General features: G+C 74.9%; 14 protein-coding genes. 9 read left to right on the top strand and 5 right to left on the bottom strand.

Annotated elements, in window-relative coordinates:
* Window positions 1–59 precede the first annotated feature (59 nt).
* From BJP25_RS17140 to BJP25_RS17130, 3 genes are read right to left on the bottom strand one after another with little or no spacing between them, the layout of a single operon-like run.
* Window positions 60–659, bottom strand: coding sequence for an acetoacetate decarboxylase family protein (locus BJP25_RS17140; RefSeq protein WP_075975965.1), 600 nt, complete (start codon window positions 657–659; stop codon window positions 60–62).
* A complete protein-coding gene (locus BJP25_RS17135) occupies window positions 656–2311 on the bottom strand; it encodes an FAD-dependent oxidoreductase (RefSeq protein WP_075975964.1) in 1656 nt (551 codons plus the stop codon). The genes BJP25_RS17140 and BJP25_RS17135 overlap by 4 nt, the downstream gene beginning before the upstream one ends.
* A gap of 13 nt (window positions 2312–2324) precedes the next feature.
* Window positions 2325–3782, bottom strand: a complete 1458-nt coding sequence (locus BJP25_RS17130) for a flavin-containing monooxygenase (protein ID WP_075975963.1) — start codon at window positions 3780–3782, stop codon at window positions 2325–2327.
* A 262-nt stretch (window positions 3783–4044) separates the two neighbouring features.
* Between BJP25_RS17130 and BJP25_RS17125 the strand changes: the two genes are divergently transcribed.
* The 9 genes from BJP25_RS17125 (at window position 4045) to BJP25_RS17085 (ending at window position 12120) form a co-directional block, all read left to right on the top strand.
* Complete coding sequence (locus BJP25_RS17125; RefSeq protein ID WP_075975962.1) at window positions 4045–5031, top strand: AraC family transcriptional regulator; 987 nt, start codon at window positions 4045–4047, stop codon at window positions 5029–5031.
* A gap of 76 nt (window positions 5032–5107) precedes the next feature.
* Window positions 5108–5380, top strand: coding sequence for a hypothetical protein (locus BJP25_RS17120; protein WP_075975961.1), 273 nt, complete (start codon window positions 5108–5110; stop codon window positions 5378–5380).
* A gap of 93 nt (window positions 5381–5473) precedes the next feature.
* Window positions 5474–6532 carry a sensor histidine kinase gene (locus BJP25_RS17115; protein ID WP_075975960.1) on the top strand — a complete coding sequence of 353 codons (1059 nt, stop codon included), beginning with the start codon at window positions 5474–5476 and terminating at the stop codon, window positions 6530–6532.
* Window positions 6532–7290: a LytR/AlgR family response regulator transcription factor gene (locus tag BJP25_RS17110; RefSeq protein WP_075975959.1), complete on the top strand. Its 759-nt coding sequence runs from the start codon at window positions 6532–6534 to the stop codon at window positions 7288–7290. Before BJP25_RS17115 ends, BJP25_RS17110 begins: the two co-directional genes overlap by 1 nt.
* Window positions 7287–7631: a hypothetical protein gene (locus tag BJP25_RS17105; RefSeq protein ID WP_075975958.1), complete on the top strand. Its 345-nt coding sequence runs from the start codon at window positions 7287–7289 to the stop codon at window positions 7629–7631. Before BJP25_RS17110 ends, BJP25_RS17105 begins: the two co-directional genes overlap by 4 nt.
* 3 nt (window positions 7632–7634) lie before the next feature.
* Window positions 7635–9392, top strand: a complete 1758-nt coding sequence (locus tag BJP25_RS17100; RefSeq protein ID WP_075975957.1) for a sodium/solute symporter — start codon at window positions 7635–7637, stop codon at window positions 9390–9392.
* Window positions 9393–9456: 64 nt separating this feature from the next.
* Window positions 9457–9789: a DUF485 domain-containing protein gene (locus BJP25_RS17095; RefSeq protein WP_075975956.1), complete on the top strand. Its 333-nt coding sequence runs from the start codon at window positions 9457–9459 to the stop codon at window positions 9787–9789.
* A complete protein-coding gene (locus tag BJP25_RS17090; RefSeq protein ID WP_075975955.1) occupies window positions 9789–11396 on the top strand; it encodes a solute symporter family protein in 1608 nt (535 codons plus the stop codon). Before BJP25_RS17095 ends, BJP25_RS17090 begins: the two co-directional genes overlap by 1 nt.
* 94 nt (window positions 11397–11490) lie before the next feature.
* A complete protein-coding gene (locus BJP25_RS17085; RefSeq protein ID WP_075975954.1) occupies window positions 11491–12120 on the top strand; it encodes an HNH endonuclease family protein in 630 nt (209 codons plus the stop codon).
* Between the two features lie 93 nt (window positions 12121–12213).
* Here BJP25_RS17085 and BJP25_RS17080 read toward each other — a convergent pair whose 3' ends face one another.
* Window positions 12214–12936, bottom strand: a complete 723-nt coding sequence (locus BJP25_RS17080; protein WP_075975953.1) for a S1 family peptidase — start codon at window positions 12934–12936, stop codon at window positions 12214–12216.
* A 211-nt stretch (window positions 12937–13147) separates the two neighbouring features.
* Complete coding sequence (locus BJP25_RS17075; RefSeq protein WP_075975952.1) at window positions 13148–13738, bottom strand: snapalysin family zinc-dependent metalloprotease; 591 nt, start codon at window positions 13736–13738, stop codon at window positions 13148–13150.
* Between the last annotated feature and the right edge of the window lie 482 nt (window positions 13739–14220).

The following is a 14220-nucleotide window of genomic DNA, read 5'->3' as shown; positions in this document are numbered from 1 at the left end:
ACGCCCCCAAAATCCCGCTTCTTTCCCCGCATCGCGGGACCCCGCCGCAGCGCCGCCACTCACCCCCCGAACGACATCTCGAACCCCCGCAACGACAAGCTCACCACCGGCCGCCTCCCCGCCAGGAACCCCAACGGCCCCTCCGCCGCGGCACCCCACTCCACACGCGACACGTGCACCCGCGCCCGGCTCCGCACCGGGCTCACCTTCAACGCCCCGCGCAACTCCTGCGCCACCGAGAACCGCACGGGCACCCGCCACGGCAGCCCCCGTCCCACCCGCACCCGCGCGCTCCCCACCGCCACCCCGTCCACCTGTACCGCGTCCCACCGCTCACCGTCCACGGTGAACCGCGCCAGCCCCTTCGGGATCCCCCACAACGCCCGCCCACCATCACGGGACTCCGGGCTGTCCACCCAGATGTGGGTGACGGTCGGCAGCACCCGCCAGCCCGCGCGCACCAGCAGCGTCGACATCACCTCCCGGTAGGTCAGCACGCTGCCCTCCTGGTAGTCCACCCAGGCCGTGCCCACCAGGTGCCAGGGCCCGACGCGCACGGCCGAGGTGCCTGGCGGCAGCACCCAGTCGGCCTTGCGCACCAACCACACCGACAGGTGCAGGTCGCCCCGCAGGTGCCACGGCTCGGGCGGGTAGGTCACGCGCGCTCCTTCACGGTCAGCGGGAGCAGCGCCCCCGGTGCGGTCGGCGGCACCGCGGGGTTGCGGGGCGCCACCGCCGCGAGCCGCTGGTACGGGGCCCCCGGCTCGGGGCGGGGGTCGGCGTCGCCCTTGTTGGGCCACAGCGACATCGCGCGCTCGGCCTGGGCGGTGATGGTCAGCGACGGGTTCACCCCGAGGTTCGCCGAGACGGTGGAGCCGTCGACGACGTGCAGGCCGGGGTAGCCGTGCACGCGCTGGTAGGGGTCGACGACGCCGGTCTCGGGGGTCAGGCCGATGGCGCAGCCGCCGATGAAGTGGCCGGTGACGGGCATGTTGACCCAGTCGGCCCAGGTGCCGCCCGCGATGCCGCCGACCTTCTCCGCGACCCGGCGGGCGACGTCGTGGCCCGCGGGGATCCAGGTGGGGTTGGGCTCGCCCTCGCCCTGGCGGCTGGTGAGCAGGCCGAAGCGGCGGGCCGTGGTGATCGAGTTGTCCAGCGACTGCATCACCAGCAGCACGATGGTCTGCTCCGACCAGTGCCGCGGGTCGTGCAGGCTGGCCAGGTCGCGGCGGTGGCGCCAGACCTCGCGCAGCCCGCGCGCCCACCGGAACCGGCCGCCGTCGACCAGGACGGTGCCGAGCAGGGCCAGGGCGTTGCTGCCCTTGCCGTAGCGCACGGGTTCGACGTGGGTCACCGGGTCGGGGTGGATGGAGGAGGTGATCGCGACCCCGCGCGAGTAGTCCACCTCGGAGGTGCGGGCGCGGGCGGCGAGGATGGCCTCGGAATTGGTGCGGCTGAGGTAGCCCACCCGCGGCGAGAGGCGGGGCAGGGTGGTGGCGCGCAGCTTGTGCAGCAGCTTCTGGGTGCCCACCGCGGCGGCGGAGAAGATGACCTGCTCGGCGGTGAAGGTGCGGGTGCGCAGGCCGCCGGTGCGCCGGGTGTCGACGGCGTAGCCGCCCTCGACCTCGCGCACGCCGGTGGCGGTGGTGAGCGGGTGCACCTCGGCGCCCGCCCGCTCGGCCAGGTACAGGTAGTTCTTCACCAAGGTGTTCTTGGCGTTGTGCCTGCACCCGGTCATGCACTCGCCGCAGTGGGTGCAGGTGCGCCGGGCCGGGCCCGCGCCGCCGAAGAACGGGTCGGGCACCTCCTCGCCGGGCTTGCCGCCGAACAGCACGCCCACCGGGGTGCGGGTGAACGTCCCGCCGACGCCGAGGTCGTCGGCGACCTCGCGCAGCACCCGGTCGGCGGCGGTGGTGGCGGGGTTGGTGGTGACCCCGAGCATCCGCTTGGCCTGGTCGTAGTGCGGGGCCAGTTCGGCCCGCCAGTCGGTGATGTGCGCCCACTGCTTGTCCTGGTAGAACGCCTCGGGCGGCTCGTAGAGGGTGTTGGCGTAGCCCAGCGACCCGCCGCCGACGCCGCTGCCGGAGAGCACGAGCACGTCGCGCAGCGGGGTCATCCGGAAGATGCCGGTGCAGCCCAGGCGCGGGGCGAACAGGTAGTCGCGCAGGTGCCAGGAGTTCGCGGCGAACTCGTGGTCGGCGAAGCGCCTGCCCGCCTCCAGCACGCCGACCCGGTAGCCCTTCTCGGTCAGCCGCAGCGCCGAGGCGCTGCCGCCGAAGCCGGAACCGATGACCAGCACGTCGTAGTCCACGGTGACCTCCTCGTCAGGTGGGGGTGGCGGCCGGGCGGGGGGCCAGGGTGAACTCGTCGAGGTCGGGGTGGCGGGTGCGCCGCCGGTACTCCGCGACCAGGCCCGGCCAGTTGGTGCTGATCCGCCCGTCGTCCTCGCGGTACCAGCTGTCGCAGGCGACCCAGGCGCTGTGCCGCAGCCGCCCCTGCACCTCGCGGTCGAACCGGTCCGCGACCTCCCGGCGCACCTCCGCGGTGGCCGCGCCGCGCTCGCGCATGCCCGTGAGCACCCGCGTCAGGTACCTGGCCTGCTGCTCCAGCATGAAGATGATGGAGTTCCCGCCCAGGTTGGTGTTGGGCCCGTAGACCAGGAACAGGTTGGGGAACCCGGGCACGGTGAGCCCCAGGTGCGCCCGCGCCCCACCCGCCCACGCCCGCGAGCGCAGGTCGGTGCCGTCCGGGCCGGTGATCCGCAGCGGCGCGAGGAAGTCGGTGGCCTGGAAGCCGGTGCCCCAGATGAGCACGTCGGCGGGGCGCTCGACGCCGTCGCCGGTGACCACCCCGCGCCCGGTCACCTCGGTGATCTTCTCGGTGACCACGTCGACGCCGGGCTTGGCCAGCGCGGGCAGGTAGTCGTTGGAGAACAGCAGGCGCTTGCACCCGACGGGGTAGTCCGGGGTCAGCGCCGCGCGCAGCGCCGGGTCGGGCACGCGCCACCGCAGGTGGGCCCGCGCCAGCGCCTCGACCGCCTTGGCCAGCGGGCGCGCGGAGGTGAAGGCGGCCGTCAGCGCCTCGCCGCCGAGCCACACCCCGGCCCGCCCGGCCGCGCGCACCGGGGGCAGGTGCCGGAACAGCCAGTGGTGGGCGGCGGTGTAGGCCCGGTCCGGCTTGGGCACCACCCACGGCGGCGTGCGCTGGTAGAGGTCGAGGTGCGCGACGAGGGGCTGGATGCGCGGCACGAACTGCACCGCGCTGGCCCCGGTGCCCACCACGGCGACCCGCTTGCCGCGCAGGTCGACGTCGTGGTCCCACTCCGCGGAGTGGAACACCGGCCCCGCGAACCGCTCGACGCCCGCGATGTCGGGCACCGACGGCCGCGACAGCTGGCCCACGGCGGGCACGAGCACGTCGGCGGTGACGACCTCGCCGCCCGCCAGCTCCACGTGCCAGCGCCCGTCGCGGAAGGCCGCCCCGACGACGTCCGCGCCGAAGCGGACCAGCCGGTCCAACCCGTGCTCCGCGGCCGTGCGCTCCAGGTAGGCCAGGATGTCGGCCTGCCCGGAGTACCGCCGCGGCCAGGCGCTGTTCGGCGCCCACGACCACGAGTACAGCTGGGAGGGCACGTCGCAGGCCGCCCCCGGGTAGGTGTTGTCCCGCCAGACCCCGCCGAGGCGGTCCGCCCGCTCCAGCACCCGCACGCCGAACCCGGCCCGCACCAGCGCGGCCGCCGCCGTCAACCCCCCGAACCCGGCCCCGATCACCACGACGTCCATGCCCCGACGCTAGGACCCGCGGCGATGTGGTGGCCAGCGCACGAGCGGCCTCCCGATTGACATTTCCGGCCTGCCTCACCCGCCGCCAGTGACCGCCGCGGCCACCTCGTCGACCTCGGCCGCCTCGGTGTGCCTGCCCAGGGCGCGCAGCACCGCGGCGAGCAGGGGCAGGGCTTCGCCGCAGTGAGCGCGGGCCGCGCACCCGCCCGGTGCGACGTGCTCGCCAGGGTGGGGGAGCGCGGCGGCCGGGCATACTGGCGCGGTGGAGGCGTTCCCCGAGGCGGCGGTGCGGCACTGGGACTACCCGCGCGGGGTGGCCGGGGTGCGGTTGCTCGCCGACTACGCCGCCGAGCTGGGGATCACCATCCCCCCGGTGCCCGTCGAGGGGTTGGTGCCCGCCCAGGTGGAGCTGGCCGTGGTGCGGGCGCTGGCGCGCGCGGTGCCCGCCGCGGGGGTCGAGCTGGGGACCCGCTACCACGTGACCACCTTCGGGATGCTCGGGTACGCGGTGCTCAGCAGCCCCACCCTGGCCGCCGCGGTGGACGTGACGCTGCGCTACCTCGACCTCAGCTTCATCTTCTGCGTGCCTCGGCTGTCGCTGCACGGCGACGTCCTGCACTTCGAGCTGGACGCGGGCGCGCTGCCCGGCGACGTGGCGCGGTTCCTGGTCGAGCGCGACTTGGCGGCCATCAACACCGTGCTGGGTGAGCTGGTGCCCGGCGGCATCGCGCTGGCGGAGCTGGTGTTCGGCTTCCCGGAGCCGGTCGAGGCGGGCCCCTACCGGGAGGTGTTCGGGGTCGAGCCGGGGTTCGGGGCGGCGGTGACGCGGGCGGCGTTCCCCGCCGCGGAGCTGGACCGGCCGCTGCCGCAGGCCGACCCGGTGACGGTGGCCGAGTGCGAGCGGCGGTGCCGCGACCTGGTGCAGGCGCGCAGGCGGCGGCGCGGGGTGACCGGGGCGGTGCGGGCGGAGCTGGCCGGGGTGGGCGGCATGGGGCTCGGGGCGGCGGAGGTGGCCGCGCGGCTGCTGGTGGGGGAGCGGACGCTGCGGCGGCGGCTGGCGGAGGCGGGCACCTCGTTCCGGGAGCTGCGCGACGAGGTGCGGCAGGCGCTGGCCGAGCAGCTGCTGGACGACGGCGCGTTGTCGGTCGCGGACATCGCCACCCGGTTGGGGTACGCCGAACCGGCCAGCTTCATCCACGCCTTCACCCGCTGGACCGGTCGCACCCCCGGGGCGCACCGCCGCCGTTGAGCGGTCCACTCAGGACATGGGACGCTGTTTACCGCACGGCAACCGAGGTGAACCCCAGGCAAGGGAAGATCGTCCAATGCCCCCAGTCGACGACGTCCCCGCCCCCCGGGCGGACCCCGGTGCCGCGCGCGCCATCGCCGAGACGACCCTGCGCGCGCTGCTCGTCCGCCACCCCGCCACCGACCCGCGCACGGTCGAGGCGGTCGTGCTCCAGGCGGCCTGGGAGCTGGCCGCGCACGCCAGGGTGCCGCACGCCTTCGGCCGCCAGCTGCGGACCAGGGCCGAGGCGCGCCTGCTGGCCATGGCGGGCACCCTCACCCCGCTGCGCCGCGCCGCCGCCCGCGACTGAGCCGCCGCGCGTCCCCGACAACCGGGACGAGAAAGTCACCTGAACGAGCGACACGGGTCTTAACATCGTCGAAACGACCCGAGGAGCCCGCCCGTGACCGTCCCCGAGCAGCGCGCGCCGCGGTCGCGGCTGCCCTGGGCCAGGACGGACCCCGCGGTGGTGCTCGGCGCCGCCCGCCGGATCGCCGACGACCTCGCCGACGGGTTGGCGGGCGCGGGCGCCCGGTCCGCGGCCCGGGCCGCGCGCAGGCTGCTCGACGCCGACGCGGTGGGCCTCGCGGACCTGTCCGGCCGCACCACCTGGGCGGGCACCCCGCCCGAGCGGGCCGCCGAGCTGGTCGCCGCCGCCCTGCACCGCGAGGCCACGGCGGGCCGCCCGCCGCTGACCGCCCACCCGCTGCACGTGCACGACGAGCTCGCCGGTGCCCTCGTCGTGGCGGGCGGGGTGCGCCGGGCCGCCGTGCGCGAGGTCGCGGACTGGGTCGTCGCCGCGCTGGAGCGCGCCCGCCTGGAGGCCTCCGCCGCCCAGGCCGCCGCCGCCGAGCTGCGCGCCCTGCGCGCGGAGATCTCCCCGCACTTCGTCTACAACGCGCTCACCGTCATCGCCGCGCTCGTGCACTCCGACCCCGACCAGGCCCACGAGCTGGTGCTCGACTTCGCGGACTTCACCCGCTACAGCCTCGCGGGCCACGGCGACTACACCACCCTGTCCGAGGAGTTCCACGCCATCGAGACCTACCTGGCGCTCCAGCGGGCCGTGCTCGGCGACCGGCTGCGCGTGCAGGTGCGGGTCGCCCCCGAGGTGCTGGCCGTGGCCATCCCCTACCTGGTGCTGCAACCGCTGGTGGAGAACGCGGTGCGCCACGGCGTCGAACCCCGCGGCACCGGCGGGCTGGTGCAGGTGCGCGGCGAGGCCGAGGGCACCGACTGCCTCATCACCGTCGAGGACGACGGCGTGGGCATGGACCCCGGGCGCGCCGAGGCGGTGCTCGCCGGGCGCGGGCCCGCGGGCAGCGTCGGGCTGGCCAACGTCGACCGGCGGCTGCGCGAGGTCTACGGCGCCTGGTACGGGCTGGTGGTGGAGACCGGGCCCGGCGCGGGCACGCGGGTCGTGCTGCGCCTGCCGATGTTCGCACCGGGGGTGGTGGTCTGATGGGGCTGCGGGTGCTGGTGGTCGACGACGTGCGGGCCGCGCTGGACGCGCTGTGCAGGCTGCTGCGCGCCGCGCCCGGGGTCGACGACGTGCGCGCGGCGCCGGACACCGTCAGCGCGCTGCGGGAGATCCAGGCCGACCCGCCGGACGCGGTGTTCCTCGACATCGCCATGCCCGGCCTCAGCGGCCTGGAGCTGGCCTCGCTGCTGGCCAGGCTCAACGACCCGCCGGTGATCGTGTTCGCCACCGCCTTCGACGGCCACGCCGTCGACGCCTACGGCATCGGCGCGGTGGACTACCTGCTCAAGCCGGTGCGCGCCGAGCGCCTGGCCGAGGCGCTGACCAGGGTCCGGCGGATGGTCGCCGCCCGCGCCGTGCCCGCCCCGCGCGCCGAGCCCGACACCCTGCCCGCGCTGCCGGTGGAGGCGGGCGGGCGCACCCGCTACGTCCGCCGCGGCGAGGTCCGCTTCGCCGAGGCCCAGGGCGACTACGTCCGCCTGCACACCGCCTCCGGCGCGCACCTGGTCCGGATGCCGATCTCCCGCTTGCAGGAGTACTGGGAGGACTTCGGCTTCTCCCGGGTGCACCGCGGCTACCTGCTGTCCCTGGCGGCCGTGCGCGAGCTGCGCAGCGACTCGGTCGGCGGGATGCTCGCCCACACCGACGCCGGGGACGTCCCGGTGAGCCGCCGCTGCGCGCGCACCCTGCGCGAGCGGCTGCTCGCCGCCGCCCGCGGCGGGGAGCGGCGCGCGCCGTGACCCAGCAGCGCCGGGTGGCCGTCACCAGCCCGCAGACCCGGCTGGCCAGGGCCCGCCGCCGCAGGCACGCCGCCTGGCGGCCCGCCGACCTCGACCCCGCCGACGCCGAGCGGGCCCTGCGGGCCTACCGCGCCCAGCGCCGCCCGGCCGCGCTCGCCCTCGCGGGCCTGGTCGCCCTGGTGTTCGGCCTGCCGGTGCTGCTGCGGGTGGCCCCCGGGCTGCTCGCGGTGCGGGTGCTCGACGTGCCGCTGGCCTGGGCGGCGCTGGTGGTGGTGCCCTTCCCGGTCCTGGCCTGGCTCGCCTGGTGGCACCTGCGCCGGGCCGAGCGCGCGGAGCGCTGAGCCGTGATCGCGGTCCTGGCGGTGCTGCCGGTCGCCGTGGCCACCCTGCTGGTGGGGCTGCGCGGCGTGGCGGCCATGCGCACCACCTCGGACTTCCTCGTCGCCTCCCGCCGGGTCTCGCCGCTGCTCAACTCCGCCGCGGTGTCCGGGGAGTACCTGTCGGCGGCGTCGTTCCTCGGCGTGGCCGGGCTCGTGGTCAAGGACGGCGTCGGCGCGCTGTGGTACCCGGTGGGGTTCACCGCCGGGTACGTCGCCATGCAGGTGCTCGTCGCCGCCCCGATGCGCCGCTCCGGCGCGCTCACCGTCCCCGACTTCGCCGAGGCGCGGCTGGCCTCCCGGCCGCTGCGGGTGCTCAGCGCCGTCGTCGTGCTGGTCGTCGCCGGGCTCTACCTGGTGCCGCAGTTCCGCACCGCGGGGCTGGTGCTCAGCGCGGTCGGCGGCTACCCGTACTGGGTGGGCGTGGTGATCGCGGCGGTGGTCGTCAGCGCCACCCTCGCGCTCGGCGGCATGCGCGCGGCCACCTACGTGCAGGCCTTCCAGTTCGCGCTCAAGCTGCTGCTGTTCATCGTCCCCGCGGTGTGGCTGCTGAGCACGGTCGGCCCCGGCGTGCGGCACGCGGCGGTGCACCCGGTGGAGTTCACCCGCTTCCCCGCCGACACCACCGTCTCCTTCGGCCTCGACGTCACCCTGGAGCTGGCCGAGCCGCTGACCGTCGACGGCCGCACCCACCCGCCCGGCGAGCTGCGCGTGCCCGCGGGCCGCACCATCACCTTCCCCGCGGGCGCCGACGTGCCCGGCGTGCGCGGCGGCACCGCCCCCGGCGGCCCGGACTGGCAGCGCCCGCTGCTCGACGTCGGCGACGGCGGCCACCCGCTGCTGTCCACCTGGTCGGTGCTGCTGGCCACCATGCTCGGCACCATGGGCCTGCCGCACGTGCTCATGCGCCTGCACACCAGCCCCGACGGCCGCGCCGCCCGCCGCACCGCCGCCATCACCGTCGGCCTGCTCGGGGTGTTCTACCTGTTCCCCGGCGTCTACGGGCTGCTCGGCCGGGTGCTCGTCCCGCAGCTGTTCCTCACCGGCGCCACCGACACCGCCGTGGTCGCGCTGCCCGCCCAGGTCGACGCGGGCGGCACCGGCGCGGTGTTCACCGGGCTGCTCACCGCGGGCGCCTTCGCCGCGTTCCTGGCCACCTCGCTGGGCCTGCTGCTGGTGGTGGCCGGGGCGATCTCGCACGACCTGCTGCCCGGCGGCGGGGTCGGCAGGCTGCGGTTCACCGTCGTGGCCGCCGCCGCGGTCGTCGTGCTGCTCGCCCTGCCCTCGGCCCGCCTCGACGCCGGGGTCCTGGTGACCTGGGGCTTCACCGTCGCCGCCGCCACCTTCTGCCCGCTGCTGGTGCTCGGCGCCTGGTGGTCGCGGCTCACCGCCCCCGGCGCCGTCGCCGGGGTGCTCGTCGGGCTGCTCGGCAGCTCCAGCGGCATCGCCGTCGCGCTGCTCGGCGTGCCGGTGCGCGGCTGGACGGCGATCCTCGTCGCCCAGCCCGCGCCCTGGGCGGTGCCGCTGGCCTTCGCCACCATGGTGGGCGTGTCCCTGCTGGGCAGGCCCCCGTCGTGGGCCGCCGCGGCGCTGCTGCGGCTGCACCTGCCCGAGCCGCAGCGCGCGGACCGCCCGCCCGCGCCCCGGCGTGACCTGGGCCACTCGTCGTGGTCGGCGCGCCGTTCGTCAGCCGTTCGTCGCGTGACGCGACGGTTGGGCCGCTGACGGTTCACCCCCGCGCGGGTCCCTCCCTAGCGTGACCTGGAACACCCCGTGCGAGGAGGCACCCATGAGCACCACCGAGCGCCCGCCCGAGCAGCGGGACTGGGCCGAGGTCCAGTCCAGCGCCGAGTTCGTCGAGCTGCGCAGGCGGTTGCGCCGCTTCGTGTTCCCGATGACCGGCCTGTTCCTCGTCTGGTACCTGGTCTACGTGCTGCTCGCCGACTACGCCCACGGGTTCATGGCCACCAAGCTCGTCGGCAACATCAACGTCGGGCTGGTGCTGGGCCTGCTCCAGTTCGTCTCCACCTTCGTGATCACCGCCCTGTACGTGCGCTACGCCGACCGCAAGCTCGACCCGCTCGCGGCCAACCTGCGCGCCTCGATCGGGGAGGACGCGTGATGGCCCTGGCCCAGGCACCGGGCGTGGACACCAACCCCGGCCTCAACATCGGCATCTTCGCCGCGTTCGTCGTCGTCACCCTCGTCGTGGTGTTCCGGGCCAGCCGCAACACCAAGTCGGCGTCGGACTACTACGCCGCGGGCCGCGCCTTCACCGGCCCGCAGAACGGCGTGGCCATCTCCGGCGACTACCTGTCCGCGGCGTCCTTCCTCGGCATCGCGGGCGCCATCGCGGTCAACGGCTACGACGGCTTCCTCTACTCCATCGGCTTCCTCGTCGCCTGGCTGGTGGCCCTGCTGCTGGTCGCCGAACTGCTGCGCAACACCGGCAAGTTCACCATGGGCGACGTGCTGGCCTTCCGCATGCGCCAGCGCCCGGTGCGCGCCGCCGCGGCGACCTCGACGCTGATCGTGTCCTTCTTCTACCTGCTGGCCCAGATGGCGGGCGCGGGCGGCCTGGTCGCCCTGCTGCTCGGCGTCACCGGCGCCGGCGCGCAGGCGCTGGTCATCGCCGTCGTCGGCGTCATCATGATCGTCTACGTGCTGGTCGGCGGCATGAAGGGCACCACCTGGGTGCAGATCATCAAGGCCGCGCTGCTCATCACCGGCGGCATCGTGATGACCGTGTGGGTGCTGGGCAAGTACGGCTTCAACCCCTCGGCGCTGCTGCAGGGCGCGGTCGACCGGTCGGCGAAGCTGGGCGAGGCGCTGCTGTCGCCGGGCGCGCAGTACGGCAAGACCGAGACCAGCAAGCTCGACTTCCTGTCCCTGGGCATCGCGCTCGTGCTCGGCACCGCGGGCCTGCCGCACGTGCTCATGCGCTTCTACACCGTGCCCACCGCCAAGGAGGCCCGCCGCTCGGTGGTCTGGGCCATCGCGCTGATCGGCCTGTTCTACCTGCTCACCCTGGTGCTCGGCTACGGCGCGGGCGCCCTGGTCGGCCCCGAGGCGATCGCCGCGGCCCCCGGCGGGGTCAACAGCGCCGCCCCGCTGCTGGCCCAGGCGCTCGGCGGCCCGGTGCTGCTCGGGCTGATCGCTGCCATCGCCTTCGCCACGATCCTCGCCGTGGTCGCCGGCCTGACCATCACCGCGTCGGCCTCCTTCGCCCACGACGTCTACGCCAACGTCCTGCGCAAGGGCCGCACCAACCCCGCCCAGGAGGTGCGCGTCGCCCGGATCACCGCGGTGGTCATCGGCGCGGTCGCCATCGGCGGCGGCATCCTGGCCAACGGCCAGAACGTCGCCTTCCTGGTGGCGCTGGCCTTCGCCGTCGCGGCCTCGGCGAACCTGCCGACGATCCTGTACTCGCTGTTCTGGAAGCGGTTCAACACCAGCGGCGCGCTGTGGAGCATCTACGGCGGCCTGGCCTCGGCCATCGTGCTCATCGTGTTCTCCCCGGCGGTCTCCGGCGGCCCCAAGCCGATGATCAAGGGGGTGGACTTCCACTGGTTCCCGCTGGAGAACCCCGGCCTGGTGTCCATCCCGCTCGGCTTCCTGCTCGGCTGGCTCGGCACCGTGCTGTCCAAGGAGCGCGACGACGCCAAGCAGGCCGAGATGGAGGTCCGCGCGCTCACCGGCGCGGGCGCCGAGAAGGCCATCGCGCACTGACGGGCGGGTGGGTTGACCCACCCGGCGCAACGGGGCTCCCTCCCGGTGGGGGAGCCCCGTTTTGCGTGTTGCAGCTCTGGGCACGTTGATCCACATGAAGGTGCATCGACTCGCCGCGCCGGTGCTCGGCCTGCTCGTGGTGGCGGGCTGCAAGCTCCCCACCGGCAGCGCCGCCGCCCCCACCCCCGCCGCCGCGCCGCCCCCGGCCGACCGCGCCGCGCTGATGGCCCAGCTCGGCGCGCCCCGCCCGGAGGACACCGGCGCGCACTACGACCGCGACGAGTGGGGTGACTGGCAGGAGGACGGCAGCGGGTGCAGCACCCGGGAGAAGGTCCTCCAGCGCGACGGCCAGGGCGTCACCACCGGCCGCAGCTGCAAGGTCACCGGCGGGACCTGGACCAGCGAGTACGACGGGGTGCGGGCCACCGACCCCGCCGACCTGCAGATCGACCACATCGTCCCGGTCGCGGAGGCCAACCGCTCCGGCGCGCGCGGCTGGACCGCCGAGCAGCGCGCCGCCTACTACAACGACCTGGACAACCTGGTCGCCGTCTCCAGCCGCTCCAACACCCAGAAGAGCGACCAGGACCCCGCCGAGTGGCGCCCGGTCGACGCCTTCTCCTGCGAGTACGCGACGGCCTGGGTCAGCGTGAAGGTCAAGTACCGGCTCACCGCCGACCAGGACGAGGTCGCGGCCCTCAACGCGATGTTCAACCGCTGCTGAGCCCACCCGCCGCTGAGCCCACCCGCCCTGGACGAGCGCGGGGGCCCGGGCCGCACGGCCCGGACCCCCGCGGGTCACGATCGGGTCAGGGGGTCAGACCCCCGCGATCGACTGGATCCACGACCGGTAGACGGTCACGTTGGTGTAGTTGGTGACCGTCGAGCGGTCGCTGGTCGAGGCCACGCCCACCTGGCGGCCGTTGCCGAACATCGGACCGCCCGAGTCACCGCCCGCGGTGATGCCGTTGACCCGGGTGGCCTGCACCGCCACGCCGTTGTAGGCGTCGCGGGCGCTGACCGAGCGGACGCTGACGGTCGCGACCTTGAGGTAGCGCGACTGGCAGTTGATCTCCGGCTGGTTGGTGCACGTCGCGCCCCAGCCGTAGACCTGCACCTGCTGGCCCACCCGCACGTCCGAGGAGGTGCCCAGCGGCGCGTAGGTCGCCGACACGCTGCGGTCGAGGTAGGCGATGGCCAGGTCGGAGGCCGAGTGCCGGTAGATGGTGGTCGCGTTCGCCAGCGTGCCGCCCGAGGTCTGGTCCAGGCTGCCGATGCGGAAGCTGATCGTCCCCGAGGCGACGCAGTGCTTGGCGGTCAGCACGTAGCGCGGGGCGATGATGGTCGCCGAGCAGGACTGCTGGCCGTTGGCGAACAGCCGCGCCGCCCAGGGGGCGTTGGACGCGGTGCCGCCGCCGATGATCTGCGGGGTGAAGACCGGGTCGCCCGAGGGCGGGGTCGGGGCCGCCGCGGCGGCGGGGGCGATGGCCGCGAGGGCGGCCAGGGACAGCACGGCGGCGCTGAGGGCGCGCTTGAACATGGTGGTCTCTCTCGATTCTGCGGCCGAGGCCGCGCAGGGGGGAATCGGAGCAGGTCGCGGGTGGTAGGACGACACCCCGACCGCGGAACACCATCGCACCGCAAACCGGACACGGGCAAGGTCCGGTCCTTCCCAGTCATCACACCGGCCCGGCAACGCGGGGGCGGCCACCGCCCCACGGGGAGCGGTGGCCGCCGGGGCCGCGCGCGGGTCAGCCCGCGTCGACGAGCACCCGCGCCTCGGTGGGCGCGGCGCGGCGCGCGGCGTAGTTGGCCTGCACCTCGGCGGCCTCCTCGGCGCTGGGCAGGTCGTTGGCGCAGTCGACCGGTGCCGAGCTGCCGGACATCAGGTCCGCGCACCGGCCGGTGCGGTTGTCGTCCAGGCCCAGGTTGTGCCCGAGCTCGTGGGTGATGATCCGGCTCAGGTCGTAGCCCTGGGCCACCGCCTCGCGGCCGAACCACACCGTCGCGCTGCCGGAGGGGCCGACCGGGCCGAGGGTGGCGCGGGGCCAGCCGTCGTCGGCCACGATCGTGATGGTGGCCCGCTGGCCGGAGGTCACCGGGACCAGCCGGACGCTGCTGACCGAGGCGTTCCAGTTCGCCACGCCCTCCGCCACCGCGCCCGCGAACTCCGCGGAGCGGGACGAGTCGTAGGTGAGCGTGATGACGGCGGTGGGCGCCGCCGAGGCGGGGGCCGCGCCCGCGACCACCCCGGCGGTGAGGGCCGCGGTGGTGGCGACCAGGGCCGCGACCCGGCGGGCGGCGGGTCGGGTTCGTCCTCGCTGGATCCGTCCTCGCTGCATTCGTCCTCCTCGGCAGTGCCACGGGCATGACCTGGTGCGTGTGCGCACCGTGATCAACACGTAGCGGTCGGTGGCACCGACTTTGGGCGGAAAGTGACCGCGATCACAAACATCGCCCGCGCGGTGGTGACCGACTGGCGTCACGGCCGCCGCGGTACCGCCGAACGCGCGTTGATCAGCGCAAACGATCGCCCTGAGCCCTCGCGGCGGGGTCTGGGGGCTGTGCGGTGCCCTGACGTCCCCGCGCCGGTGGTGTTGCGGCGGACCCGTTGTGCTGCAAGGCTTTCCCTGCGGCTGCGTGCTGCCCTCGACACGAAGGGGACCCCCGATTTGATCCCCGGTTTGTCGCCGTGTAACTTTCTTCCTGTCAGCGCGACACGGGCCGGGAAACAGCCGGAACGAGCGAGGACAGAGGGCCGCGAACCAAGCTCCCAGATGCTTCTGGTAGAGTGGGCGCCCTCGACAGCGAGACCAACAAAGCA

Origin of the sequence: Actinokineospora bangkokensis (assembly GCF_001940455.1) — a bacterium.
GTDB classification, from domain to species: domain Bacteria; phylum Actinomycetota; class Actinomycetes; order Mycobacteriales; family Pseudonocardiaceae; genus Actinokineospora; species Actinokineospora bangkokensis.
Note: the sequence above shows the minus strand (reverse complement) of the source record. Positions and strands in the feature narration are given on the sequence as shown.

Bases quoted from the DNA above. Each gene is read 5' to 3' on its own strand.
- BJP25_RS17090 (WP_075975955.1), top strand. From the start codon at position 9,789: ATGGCCCTGGCCCAGGCACCGGGCGTGGACACCAACCCCGGCCTCAAC.
- BJP25_RS17075 (WP_075975952.1), bottom strand. From the start codon at position 13,738: ATGCAGCGAGGACGGATCCAGCGAGGACGAACCCGACCCGCCGCCCGC.
- BJP25_RS17130 (WP_075975963.1), bottom strand. From the start codon at position 3,782: ATGGACGTCGTGGTGATCGGGGCCGGGTTCGGGGGGTTGACGGCGGCG.
- BJP25_RS17110 (WP_075975959.1), top strand. From the start codon at position 6,532: ATGGGGCTGCGGGTGCTGGTGGTCGACGACGTGCGGGCCGCGCTGGAC.
- BJP25_RS17085 (WP_075975954.1), top strand. From the start codon at position 11,491: ATGAAGGTGCATCGACTCGCCGCGCCGGTGCTCGGCCTGCTCGTGGTG.
- BJP25_RS17080 (WP_075975953.1), bottom strand. From the start codon at position 12,936: ATGTTCAAGCGCGCCCTCAGCGCCGCCGTGCTGTCCCTGGCCGCCCTC.
- BJP25_RS17120 (WP_075975961.1), top strand. From the start codon at position 5,108: ATGCCCCCAGTCGACGACGTCCCCGCCCCCCGGGCGGACCCCGGTGCC.
- BJP25_RS17095 (WP_075975956.1), top strand. From the start codon at position 9,457: ATGAGCACCACCGAGCGCCCGCCCGAGCAGCGGGACTGGGCCGAGGTC.